General features: G+C 56.4%; 5 protein-coding genes. 2 read left to right on the top strand and 3 right to left on the bottom strand.

What is annotated here, in order from left to right; all coding sequences use genetic code 11:
- Positions 1-541: 541 nt before the first annotated feature.
- The gene (locus VK574_RS04960) at positions 542-3,916 is read left to right on the top strand and encodes an outer membrane beta-barrel protein (RefSeq protein WP_472798700.1); all 3,375 of its coding nucleotides are present in this window, start codon (positions 542-544) and stop codon (positions 3,914-3,916) included.
- Between the two features lie 459 nt (positions 3,917-4,375).
- Here the strand turns inward: VK574_RS04960 and VK574_RS04955 are convergent, their stop codons facing one another.
- From VK574_RS04955 to VK574_RS04945, 3 genes are all read right to left on the bottom strand, one after another.
- The gene (locus VK574_RS04955; RefSeq protein ID WP_472798699.1) at positions 4,376-5,524 is read right to left on the bottom strand and encodes a tetratricopeptide repeat protein; all 1,149 of its coding nucleotides are present in this window, start codon (positions 5,522-5,524) and stop codon (positions 4,376-4,378) included.
- Positions 5,525-5,659: 135 nt separating this feature from the next.
- The gene (locus VK574_RS04950; RefSeq protein ID WP_472798698.1) at positions 5,660-8,548 is read right to left on the bottom strand and encodes a WD40/YVTN/BNR-like repeat-containing protein; all 2,889 of its coding nucleotides are present in this window, start codon (positions 8,546-8,548) and stop codon (positions 5,660-5,662) included.
- Positions 8,549-8,682: 134 nt separating this feature from the next.
- Positions 8,683-11,247 (bottom strand): M1 family metallopeptidase, encoded by a 2,565-nt coding sequence (locus tag VK574_RS04945; protein WP_472798697.1) that lies wholly within the window; start codon positions 11,245-11,247, stop codon positions 8,683-8,685.
- A 350-nt stretch (positions 11,248-11,597) separates the two neighbouring features.
- Here VK574_RS04945 and VK574_RS04940 point away from each other — a divergent pair, with 350 nt between their 5' ends.
- Positions 11,598-12,764 (top strand): VWA domain-containing protein, encoded by a 1,167-nt coding sequence (locus tag VK574_RS04940; protein WP_472798696.1) that lies wholly within the window; start codon positions 11,598-11,600, stop codon positions 12,762-12,764.
- Positions 12,765-12,876 lie beyond the last annotated feature (112 nt).

The following is a 12,876-nucleotide window of genomic DNA, read 5'->3' as shown; positions in this document are numbered from 1 at the left end:
CGATTAGTCGTCGCCAATAATACGGTGGCGGTGATTGTTTAAGTCGCATTCGATCATTTTGTTGTTGAAATTGACGCAAGAACGTCGTATCTTCATCCCCAACGAGTAAACGTCCTTTAAAGCTTCGTATCGATTCTTTGCAGTAAGTCCTTCGGGTTTCGGTAACGGGGCAAGGCCGGCGAGAATTTCAAGTTTTACCGTCGGTCCGATCTGCAGCACCTTGGGAGGCGTAGTGCCAGTACCGAAAAGCCCATCAGCGAGCCAGCAACCTGAACCACGTGCAGCGAGACTCGCAGCACTGGGACAACTGTTTTGGCGGCCGGTCTCTTTCAGGAAATCCCAGGGCGAATTCGTTCAAGCGCAATCCGTGTCAACGCTCTTGAATTCACCCGTCCATACGCGGATGCGTATCGACACCACGAGATCTCATAGGAAAGGTGTGATGGCAATGATTGACCTGAATCGGGTTTTCAATCAAAGTCTTTCATTGGTGCGTTCCAACCCTGGCCCAGGACGCTCCACAAACGGCGGGGGCCCGAACATGCGGCGAGTCATGGTGGGTCTCGTTGCGGTCTTGTTCCTCATCTGCCCGTTCGTTACGCGTGCGCAGGAACTCACTGCAACGCTGAGCGGCATCGTAACGGATACAACCGGAGCGGTCATTCCCAATGCGACCATCACCATTGCGCTCAATGGCGTTGGCGGCGCATCGCGCGTGGTCCAAGCCGACGGTACGGGATTCTATAAAGCCACGAATCTCACCAACGGAACGTACACGGTCACAGTAGTCGCGACCGGCTTTGACACCTTCAATGCAAAGGGCGTCGTTCTCGACGTTGCGGAGAAGCACTCGCTTAACGTTCAGATGAAGACTGGTTCCGTCAGCACCACGGTCACGGTGGAAGACAATCCGGTCTCCATCGACACGGAAAGCAGCGCGCAGGCCGGCACCATCTCGGGAGAGCAAGTACGCGAGCTCGAGTTGAGCAGCCGTAGCTTTGAGCAGTTAGTTACTCTGCAACCCGGCGTAGTGAACGGGCTAGGAGACGATGTTTCCGCGGGCGCAACGGCCCTGGCTGTCAATGGAGCTCGCACGACTGCGAACAACTGGACGGTCGATGGCGCTGACATCAACGACAGCGGTTCCAACGGAACCATCACCAATGAGCCCAGCATCGATGCGATCCAGGAATTCACACTGCAGAGAGGCAGCTACGACGCGGGGTATGGTCGCTCAGGCGGCGGCCAGATTCTGGTGGCCACTAAAAACGGCACGTCGAGTTTCCATGGCGACGCGTACGAGTTTGTGCGCAATACGGCTCTCGATGCCAACGCCTACTTCAACAAGATCAACACGCCATTTACGCCGCGGAACGTGTACCACTACAACGATTACGGTTTCACGATCGGTGGCCCGATCTTCATTCCCAGGGCGTACAACACCGACAGGAGGAAGACCTTCTTCTTCTGGTCGGAGGAGTGGAAAAAGGATACAGCTCCCGGCAGTCAGAGCATGGCGGTAGCGACAGCGGCCGAACTCGGTGGCGTTGTGCCGGGCAACTTCACTCCTGCCGGCCCGAACGGCGCCGGTTGCACAACCTACGATCCATCGAGCAACACCACGAAGATCAATCCTAGTTGCTACAGTGCAAATTCCAGCGTCTATTTGACCAATGTCTTCGACAAGTTCCCGGCCAACACCGGCGGAAACTATGCCTTCTCTTACTCGGCCAAGAATAATCTGCACGAGGATATCGTCCGTGTCGATCATTACTTCAACGACAAAGTTCATTTCTACGCACGCGGCATGAACGACGATATGCCCGTCAACGCCCCCATGGGGCTATGGGCCGGTCCGAACTACCCCGGTCTCGTGAACACCCTGGTTGATTCGCCGGGCAAAAACGTAGTCGGGAACCTGACGTGGAGCATCTCGCCCAAAATCGTCAACGAGGTCGAGTTTGTCTACGCCCAGGGTACCTATAACTCGACAATCGCCTCCGGACAATTCGCAACTTCTTCCACTGTCAACGGCCAGCTCACCAATAATTGGGCTTACAACGATCCGTACGGCCGTGTTCCCGCTGTCTCCATTACGGGGGTGCAAGGATTCTCTCCGGGTTCCGCACCATGGAAAGAGCGCAACCTCGATCGAACCTACTTTGACAATCTCGCCATGAGCTTCGGAAAACATACCGTTCGCACAGGATTCCAGTTCCAGCAGATGATCAAGACTGAGAACGCGGTCTCCGGTGGTCCGGGCTTCTCGTTCAATACCTGGGGTGATTTCCTTCTCGGCAACGTGCGTACCTACTCGCAGGGAAGCCGCGATATCATTCCCGATCTCCACTACATCAACAGCGAGGCATACGTTCAGGATGATTGGAAGATTTCGAGGAAGATTACCATCAACCTCGGCGTTCGCTGGAGCGCGTTCCCGTCGCCGTCCGACGTAAGAAACACGCTCAACAACTTCGATCCTCAGATATACAGCTCCACGAAGGCGCCAGTCATCAATCCAGGGACAGGCAACTTCGACCCGACCGTGACATCGTTGATTCCGGCCACCTACGCCAACGGCATCATCTTCCCAAAGGGCGGTGCATGTACAGCGGCGCAGGCAATTTCCGCTCAGGTAACCTGCTCGCCCTTTGGCAACAACATCAACCCGAATAAGAACTCCAACTTCGGGCCGCGCCTCGGCTTTGCGTATAACCCCGATGGCCGCGGGCTGACTTCGATACGTGGCGGCTTTGGAATTTTCTATGACCGCTTGCTCAATGGAATCTGGGAGCAGAACGCGTTCCAGGATCCACCTCTGTTGCAAACCACGACCATCAACAACACTTCGTTCGACAGTCCGTCCGGACAGAACGCCGTCTCGTATGGTCCCAACGCGCTCACTGTGACGGGAACACCCACGTTTCGCGCCCCCAACTATGCGAACTACAATCTGTCAGTGCAGCGGCAACTGCTGCCCACTACGACCATCGAAGTCGCATATGTTGGAAATTTGGCGCGCCATCTGCTTGGCGAGTTCGATCTGAATCAACCAACCGTCTCTGCCAGAACGAACAATCCAAACGCCGATGTCAACGCGATCCGCCCCTACCTTGGGTACGGATACATGCACGACAGGGCTCCGCTCTTCACCAACAACTACAACTCGCTGCAGGTCTCGCTCAGCCATCGCTCTTCGCGGGGTCTCACCGTGGGCGTTGCTTACACGTGGTCGAAAGATCTCACCACAAATTCGAACGATCGCGGCACTTCCGCAACCAGCAGCTACGACTTCACAAGGGATTACGGTCCATCTTCTACGAATACGCCGCAAATCCTGGAAGTCAACTACATCTACGAGTTGCCGTTCTTCAAGGCTCAACATGGCTTTGAAGGTCACATTCTGGGTGGCTGGGAAATTTCCGGTGTCTCATCGTTTGTCTCCGGGTCGTCCTTTACCGTCACGCAGCAGGTCGATCCGTTTGCGTGCATCGTAACGGCTGGCGTCTGTGCGGCAGGCAGTGCACCTGGAACGGGAATCAATGGCCTGGGCTTCATTCAAAATGGAGACATCGCGATTCGCCCGAACCAGACAGGCAAAATTCAGAAAACCAAAACGAGGGCAGAATGGTTCTCTAGGTCATCCTTCGCCGAGGCAAACGCCACCGGAAATTTCGGCAATGAGCGCGTTGGTTCGTTGCTTGGGCCCGGTGTACAAAAGTGGGACATCGCAACCATGAAAAACGTGAACATTGGTGACCACCTCAGGTTCCAATTGCGCGGAGAATACTTCAACGCGTTCAACCATACTAATTTCAGTGCCGTTGATTCCTCGCTGGAAGACGGCAGCTTCGGACAGGTCACAACGGCACACGAGCCGCGGATCATCCAGATCGGTGCAAAGCTTAACTTCTAAGGGGTGTCACTTTCCTGAAAAAGGCCGGAGCGCTAGCTCCGGCCTATTTTTTTGTTCTGAATTCGATAGGAGATAGCAGACCGTCGATCGCAATCTTGTTCCAGCAATCTCATGCAACCGTTGAAGCAGAAGTTTGCATCTACGCGAGAAATCGGAATGTACCGGGAATCGGTAGGAGAGGAAGGAAATGCGCTCTACTAGAAAGCATTCTTTAGTCCCACAGGCGCTGGTAATCCTGGTTGCCGGGCTCAGCTCTGGTTGCACAGTTCACGCCGGATACAATGACCCCTATTACCATGATCGCCATCCCTGGGGCGGTGAGACGGTGTACTACGAGCAGTGAGGAACGAATACCCACCGCCATCATGAAGACTTCAAAAAACGAAACAAGGACGAACAAAAGGAATACTGGGACTGACGCCATCACCAGAACCAATGATGCCATTGCCGGATTTTGGCCTAGTGATCCGGCGACAGTTTCGTAGCTCCGGGTGCGCCCTTCGTTGACGGCACCGTTGACATAATCTTCAGCAGTCGCTCGTCCTCTGCCTTATTCAGGCCGCTTGTCTTATCAAACTCAACCTTAGCCTGTGCCGCTAATCCCATGGAACGGTATAGCCGCGCCAGCTGGTAGTGCGCATTCACGTTCTTTGGCGCAAGCTTCACTGCCATTTCCAACTCACTCCTCGCATCCGGTTTGCGATCTTCATCAGCAAACAAGATGCCGAGGTCGAGGTGTTGCATCGCGATATTCGGATCTGCCTTCTCGATCTCTTCCAGCAGCAGCCTCGCTGCATCCATCTGGTTCATCTTCATTCGGGCGTCAGCCATGTAGAGCTTCGCCTGTAGATGATGCGGATCATTCGCAAGCTCCGCCTGAAACTCCTGCGCCGCCTCCGGATATTGTCCTTTCGTCCAGAGCAGATAGCCCAATCCAAAGTGGACGTTCGGCTCTTTGGGATTGGCTGCAACTGCGGCGCGAAATTCCCTCACCGCTCCCTCGGGGTCTTTCATCTCATCCAGGGCCTCGCCGACAAGCATGTCGGCCTCCGCCGACTCCGCATTCAACGAGATCAGTCGATGATAGGCATCGAGCACACACGGGTACTGATGCGACAGCAGGCAGCTGTGTGCCAGAGTCAGCAAGAGCGTAAGGTTCTGTGGATCCTGTTCTGAACCTCGCTTCAAAAGCGGCGATGCTTCGGCAAAATGCTCGAGCCCATACTGAGACATGCCAATCAGAATTGTCAGCCTCTGATCATCGGGTTGCGCCTTCAACAGCGGATCGAGATCCGCAATCGTCTCGCGGTATTCGCCGGCCTTGAAAAGCGCGATTCCCAGGTTCAGCCGCAATCCCGGCATCCGCGGGTTCAGCGACATCGCCTTTTGATAAATTTTGATCGCTTCCGGATAGTGCTCCTGTTTCGATTCGATCAGTCCCATATGAGCCAGTGGCTCCGGATTCGTTGGGTACTGCTTCGCCAACGCGCTCCATGCCGCCTCCGCTTCGGCCAGCTTGCCCTCGCGTTCAAGGGAAAAGGCAACCTTGCCGGGATCGGTCTGAGCTACAGCCGCCGCAGTTCCAAGCGAAACGATTAGTGCTGCCATCCCCAGGAGCGTCGTCTGTTTTCGATGATGTTCCACAATGACTGAATCTTAATCGCTCTCGCCTTGTTGAGACGAGGCGCACGATTTTTTCTTGCGCGAAGTAACGGCACGCGTTGAGATCGGCCTTATTATCCTTTACTGGTCATCATTGTCATCGTCCGGAGAAGCATCCGCGCCTTTAGGCAGGGGACGTGGATCGGGTTTGACAGTGACAGGTTGTGTCAAAGTCTGACCATCCACCGTGAGGCGAACGGTGTAGTTCCCGGGTTGCAGGCCCGATGCGATTCGGCCCCGACGCATCGGCGCCGTCTCGGATTTAGGTGCTGCGGCTCCCGTTGGATGACAAGCATCCACGGGCGGCGTAGGCGCTGCCTTGCGCCCACCGAATCCGAAGGCGCGTTGAGCGACAACGTTAAGTGCCACGCGATGCATACCGGGTTCCGTGGATGGTGGTGGCGTTGGTTCGAGCCAGTAGGCCTGCACATTGATTGCCTCGGTGTCGACCGACTTCACCGGCGTATCGCTCGCGACACAAACATCCACCCTGCCTTTCGCATCCACAAGCTCCAGTTTCAGCGGGCCGCTGGGCGCGCCCTTCAACCAGTAATAAGCGACGACGCCTGCCGGTGGGTTCGACTCCTGCGGCTCTTCGTGCGGCAAGGGAGTTCCGTTCTGTCCGCCCTGGTGAATTGCGATCGTCTCACCGGGAGCATACAGAAATGCCGGGGAACCCGCGATGTCGTTGCCGTGCGCTGCAATTTGACGCAACGCCGCCATCTGGTCCAGTACCCAGAACCCGCGGCCAAACGTTCCAACTGCCAGATCGTCGCCATGAACAACAATGTCGCGAATCGATGTGACCGGCATATTCAGTTGCAACGGCTGCCAGTGATCACCGTCATCGAACGATGTGTAGACACGCAATTCCGTAGCTGCGTAGAGCAGGCTCTTCTGCTTCGTGTCCTCCTTCACGGAGTTCACAAATGCGCCAGCGGGGATGCCTTCTATGACGTTCTTCCAGGTCTTTCCGCCGTCGTGTGTCCGATAGATATAGGGGCGGTCGTCAGCTAACCGATGGCGGTCGACTGATGCGTATGCCGTCTCCGGGTCGAAGTGTCCAGCCTCAATTTGCGACACCTTGCTCCAAGTGTTCATCTCCGGAGGGGTCACGTTCTTCCACGTCGCGCCATCATCGCGCGTCAGGTGAATCAGGCCGTCGTCGGTGCCCACCCAAACCGTCTTCGCATCGAGCGGCGATGGTCCGATGCTGTACACCACGCCAAAGCGATCTGTCATTGACTCGTCGATGTCCTTCGCGGTGAGCGCATCGAGCGTCTTCGGCAATTCTGGATGCAGGCGGGTGAGGTCTGGGCTTATCTTTGCCCATGTCTTGCCCCGGTCGCGCGTGCGGAAGACAAATTGATTGGCATAATAGAGGGCTTTGTCGGCCATGGAAAACACCTGCGGCAGCGTCCATGTTCTGCGGTTGGGATCGTTGGGGTCGGCTGCGGGTAATGCGCCACCGGCGGGGGCAGGCAAGTTCAGCTGTTGATTGCAGCGCTGATCTCCGTTGCCATACAGCAGGTTGCCGTCATCGGGATCCGGCACCACCGTGCTGCTCTCTCCTGCTTCACAAATCGCCTCCCAATTGTGGTAATCGAGAATGCCCATGCGTGACCACGTGCTGACGCCAACCGCGCCCGAATCCTGTTGCGCGCCATAGAGCCAGTAAGGGAAACGATTGTCGGCCGCAATGTGATAGATCTGCGCGGTCGGCTGGTTGTACCACGTGCTCCACGTCTTCGCGCCGTCAACCGAGATGACCGTTCCCTGATCGCTCGAAAGAACCATCCGGTTCCGATCCTTCGGATTGATCCAAAGCTGGTGATAGTCGTCTCCACCCGGTGCGCCTTTCACGGGGACCCACGTCTTGCCCGCATCGAGCGTCATGTAGGTCGCAGTGTTGATGTCATACGCGCGATCAGGATTGGCGGGGTCCACACTGATCTGGCCGAAATACCACCCACGGCCCCAAAGGCGCTGTTCGTTGTTCACCAGCTTCCACGTTGCGCCCGCGTCGTCGGATATATAAATACCCCCGGAAGGTTTCGGCTCCGGCCCGTTCTCGCCGGTGGTGCTGGTTCGAATGGGCCTTGCGATCGCCGTTCCCAGATCATCGACCACCGCGTACAAGCGGTTTGAATTGCTGGGGGCAATTGCAATGCCGATCTTGCCTACATAATCGTCGGCGGGAAGACCACCGGATAGTTGACTCCATGAGTCGCCGCCATCGGTGGATTTGTAGAGTCCTCCGCCAGGCATGTTCGACGGTGCATACACTGCCCACGGTGGCCGTCTCGTCGCCCAGAGCGAGGCATAGAGAGTGCGAGGGACACTTGGATCGAGAGCGAGATCGACAGCGCCCACATTGTCAGGGTCCTTCGTGTTGATCAGGACCTTTTTCCAATGTGCTCCGCCGTCAAGCGAGCGATAAACTCCTCGATCGGGGTTCGCCTCGTAGACGTGCCCGAGCGCAGCGACATAAACCCGATTCGGATCGGTTGGATCGACAACAATCTTCCCAATCTGGCGGGTCTCTCCAAGTCCGATCGAGTGCCACGTCTTACCTGCGTCTTCCGATTTGAAGAGCCCAATACCGTAGGAATGCTGGCTGCGAATATCCGGCTCACCAGTGCCCACGTAAATAATGCTGGGATCGGAAGGAGCCACCGCAATTGCGCCAATCGAACCAATCGGAATTCCGGTCACAGGATCATCGGCGATCGGAAACCAGGTACGGCCGGAGTTCTCTGTCTTCCAGACGCCGCCGCCGACCGAGCCCATATAAAAGGTGTCGGGCTGCGTCGCATTTCCGGCCACAGCGTACGTGCGACCACCGCGCATCGGCCCTACATCGCGCCAGTGAAGCCCCGAGAGCATGGTGGCGGGATATTGCTGTGCTCCAAGCGAAATCGCAGAAACGAAACAAAGTGACGCGGCAAAACGACGGCGGCCGGCAAACATGGTGGGCTCCAAAACAAACAGGATTTTGTTCTACGGCGGGGAAAACAATCAGAATCGATTGAGTGGGATTGTAAAGGAAATTGGCGCATGATGGAGCAGTTTCGGCAGCGGCCAGAGATCTGATCGCGACGAAATCAGTTTGGATAGGTCTTGCGAATTAAGCCTGTCCGATTGAGCGCATCCGCCGCTTCGAGAATCTTGCGCCGCAGGTCTGGATCGATCTGGTGCGTCGTCAACCACGTCTGTACTGCGGTCTTCGCATTCACACTGTTCTCGAGGGTGTCCTGCCCACCAATGAAGGCCCCCAGCCATGCACCGAGAAAGAAAATCTTTCGATGCTGTTTGATTTTCTCGAGTTCGTCGAGCGCCTGCACCAGGTATTGCTGTGTGAGCCAGGCCTGGTTCCACGCATTGAATGGACGCAGGCTTTGCGTGATCCAGTCTTCCTGGATCGTTGGCGAGTGAAGGTATTCGTTGAAATAGCGCTCCTTCACCTCGGCGGATGGGGTTGCTGCCTCGGCGGCATATGCATATTTCAGGCCTTCGCCGCTTTGGTCATGCGCCTTTTCCGCCTCGTAGATTGCTTTTGCCTCCGGATCGCTCATCGCGACCAGATGGCCGACCAGGTTCCAGCGGTCGAGCCGCTTTAACTCCATGCCCGGCACTCCAACTTTTCCCGCAAGAAGTTCTTTCACTTTCTGCAGGCGATCGGGTGTTTCAGAAATCGATGTGAACGTGCGGAAACTGACGATACGCATGCCAAGCGTCGGCGCATTGAACATGCGATCGGCAATCACCGACTCCACGTGCGGCAGGACCGCTTTGCGCGCGTCCTCGCTCATCCAGGAGTGAAGAGCTGTCGAGATCCTGCCGCCCTGAACGCGCGCCATTGCATCATCGACCTCGTCCGGGAGTGACTTGACCGCCAGTTCGACATAGCCCCTCGGCGGCGATTTCGCGAGGTGCACATTGTCCCAGAGCGCACCCCAAAGCATTGCGCGGAGCAGAGGCTCCTGCTTGTCCAGCGGTACCGAAACAATCTGTCTTGATGCTTCCGCTTCGCTCGCGCTATCAAGCGGAAATCTTCCATAAGCTTCGTCCCCGGCGTTGGCAAACACGAAGGCAGGACAAGCTTGTCCGAGAGCCTGAGATACTTTGATCGCTGCCGTGCTCCAATCAACGCGAAACAGGCGATTCGGTTTGTCCTCCGGTCCGTAGTTCAACATCACCTGGGTCGAGATAGGCCACGCAAACCCATCCGGCAAAACATCATGCTGCGAGAGCGTGAGCCGATCGACCTTGCCATTTCTGCAGGACCAGTCCACGTCAATCTGCGGCATTCCGCGTCGTTTGATCCAAGCGGCCGCCCATGCATCGAGATCGGGCACCTTCTTGCTTGTTGCCGATGGGTCCCTGTCTGTCGCGATCGCCTGACCAAATGCGGCAATCAAGTCGCTCCATTCTGCATTCCCGTACGCGTGCTTACTGAGGTACGTTCGAAGGCCCGCGCGAAACGCATCGCTGCCAATTCGAAACTCGAGTTGCTTCAGAATCGCGGGCGCCTTCTGATACACGATCGCCCCATACGCGGACTTCGCATCCTTCAGATTTGGGATGTCCTGGTAGATGGGCGTAGTGCCCAGCGTCTCATCAATCCCGTACGCGAGCGGCTTCACGTCATCATAGAAGTGCTTCCATGGGTTCGACGCGGGCTCTAACGACGCCAGTCCCTTGTACGCCATGTATTGCGCAAAGCCTTCCTTGAGCCACAGGTCGTCAAACCATCGCATGGTTACCAGATCGCCAAACCACTGATGGCAGGTCTCGTGCAGCACGAGAGTGTTGCGCCGGAAGAAGTCGCTTGGCGTGGGCATCGAGCGAAAGAGGATTCCGTCCTCATTCAGAAACGTTGCGCCCGCATGCTCCATTCCGCCAAAAGGGAATCCGGGGATTAGAACAAGGTCATACTTGGGGAAGGGAAACGGTTGCGCAAAGAACTCTGAGAAGTAGCCGATGCCGCGCGCCGCCATCTGCTGCACCTGGGGTGCCTCTTGCTCTGCTCGCGCCATCTGTGACTTGCGCACATAGACGGTCGGCTCCGCTGCATTTTTTGAGCGCACTGCCTCAAACGGGCCCGCCGCAAACGCGAACAGGTATGTGCTGATAGGGCGCGTCTCTTCGAAGCTCGTATGCGTTTCGTCCGTCAGTGTTGCAGCTGTATTCCCGATCACCGTCCAATGTGCAGGATGCTCGACATCGAGACGAAAGTTAGCCTTCAGGTCCGGCTGATCGAAGCATGGAAAGGCCATACTCGCATCCATCGGTACAAATAGTGTGTAGAAATATTCGCTGCCGTCGTCCTTGTCCTCATACCGCGTAATCGCTTTGCCCGCGGCCGCAGCATTGCTGGTAAATACCAGCTTTACTTTGTTCTTTCCGGTGCTCGCCGGCAACTTCAGATGTCCGTTCTCGATCTGGGGCGAAATTGGCCGACCGTTCAATTCTGCCGAATGCAGAATGCCGTCGCGATAGTCGATCAACAAGTCGCCGTCGGTCTTGCTGTCGAAGGAGAGAGACTCCGTCCCGTCAACGGCGGCCTCATGCTCCCTGATTGCGAAAGAGAGTTGATAATGGATCTTCGATAGTCGCCCTGCACGGTCGATTGCCAGGGTGCGGGATACACCCGGTTCTGAAGGCATCAAGGCTGATGCAGTCGACGCGGCAAAGAACATTGCGGCTCCAGCACAAATGTGTAACCGGATTCCTGCCGTAAGCGCCATGACGTATCAGCCATCCTATAAGATCTCGCGACCTGGCTAAACACCGAAACGCGGGAGCGCCTTCCACGGCCACTCTCCTCGAGTTCCCGCGCTTAGGATGAATTCGTTTCAGACTTGGCATTGAAATCGCTAAAGTTAGGCGAAGCCGGGCCAAAATTTAGCTCCCCATAGCCTGAATGCAGTGGACGGGATCGCCCCGCCGCGCATCTAACTACCAGATGCGATTTCGCAGTTTAGAGAGTGGTGTTATGCCGGGGTTGCACCGTATATTGGCGAGACCATCCCGATGGACGAGCCTGTCTGTATCTGCAATTGTGCTGCTGCCGGGCATGTTTTTGGCCGCGCAGGTAACATCACCGCAACAGTCGGCTTCCGGCCCACGGGCCGCGAACGTTCCGCTCAATTCAACCGATCCGAGGCGGGCGGAAATCCAGCCCAGCCTGTCGGTTGATCGCGATCCGGTGCCTTCCCCCGATATCGAGACCCCCGAATTACCTGCGGCATCTTCCAACGTGCCGGCTCACGGACCTGACCTTGAAAAGGGCAAGGACGGCATTTATACCCTTCACCAGAACGTGGATGAAGTGCTTCTCAGTTGCACCGTGGTCGACGAAAAAGGGCGTCCTGTCGAAGACCTCACACAAAGCGATTTTCGTATCTGGGAAGATAGTGTGCCGCAGCGCACCAGTTCCTTCAGGCATCAGGATCTTCCGGTTTCCATGGGGATCCTGGTAGACAACTCCGGCTCCATGCGCGACAAGCGCACCGCCGTGAATGGGGCTGCGATGAACTTGCTGCAGGAATCAAACCGCAAGGACGCAGCATTTATCGTTAATTTCAACGATCGCGCCTATCTCGATCAGGGTTTCACCTCGGACCTGGTTGCGCTTCATCGGGGCCTTGCCCATTTTGATACGCGTGGAACCACCGCCCTGTATGACGCAGTGGCTGCTTCCGCCGACGAGTTGTCAAAACATGCAAAGCTTGAGAAGCAAGTGCTGCTCATCGTTTCGGACGGTGCGGATAATGCATCGAGGCTAAACGAACAGGAGGCCGTCCGGCGCGTGCAGAATCTCGGGGGACCAGTGGTCTACACCATTGGGCTGCTCTACGACTCCGGTCCAAAGGAGTATGAACGCGCCCGCGAATCGCTCCAGTCGCTCTCCGACGATACCGGCGGCATCGCCTATTTCCCGCGCTCGCTCGATGAAGTCAACAAGATCGCGTCGGAAGTGGCCGAGGACATCCGTAACCAATACACAGTCGGATATCACTCCACGAAGGCCGCCAGCCTGGGCGGTTATCGGGTCGTGCACGTTGAAGTCTATTCTCCCCATCACGGCAAACTTACCGTTAGAACACGCCGTGGTTACTACGCGAAACCCGCGGTGGTCAATCAAACCGCACAGGGTGCTACCCCGCCTTCGAATCCATAGCCATCTGCAATTTGCAAAATTCGCAGAGTATGCCCCGGAGTTCCGACTTTCAAAGGCCTGGGGACTCGCTGTCAAGGATGCGAGATCCAGTGCCAAGCTAACTGAGATCTCG

It is taken from the genome of Occallatibacter sp. (assembly GCF_035317045.1).
GTDB lineage: Bacteria > Acidobacteriota > Terriglobia > Terriglobales > Acidobacteriaceae > Telmatobacter.
Note: the sequence above shows the minus strand (reverse complement) of the source record. Positions and strands in the feature narration are given on the sequence as shown.

Bases quoted from the DNA above. Each gene is read 5' to 3' on its own strand.
- VK574_RS04945 (WP_472798697.1), bottom strand. From the start codon at position 11,247: ATGCCTTCAGAACCGGGTGTATCCCGCACCCTGGCAATCGACCGTGCA.
- VK574_RS04960 (WP_472798700.1), top strand. From the start codon at position 542: ATGCGGCGAGTCATGGTGGGTCTCGTTGCGGTCTTGTTCCTCATCTGC.
- VK574_RS04950 (WP_472798698.1), bottom strand. From the start codon at position 8,548: ATGTTTGCCGGCCGCCGTCGTTTTGCCGCGTCACTTTGTTTCGTTTCT.
- VK574_RS04955 (WP_472798699.1), bottom strand. From the start codon at position 5,524: ATGGCAGCACTAATCGTTTCGCTTGGAACTGCGGCGGCTGTAGCTCAG.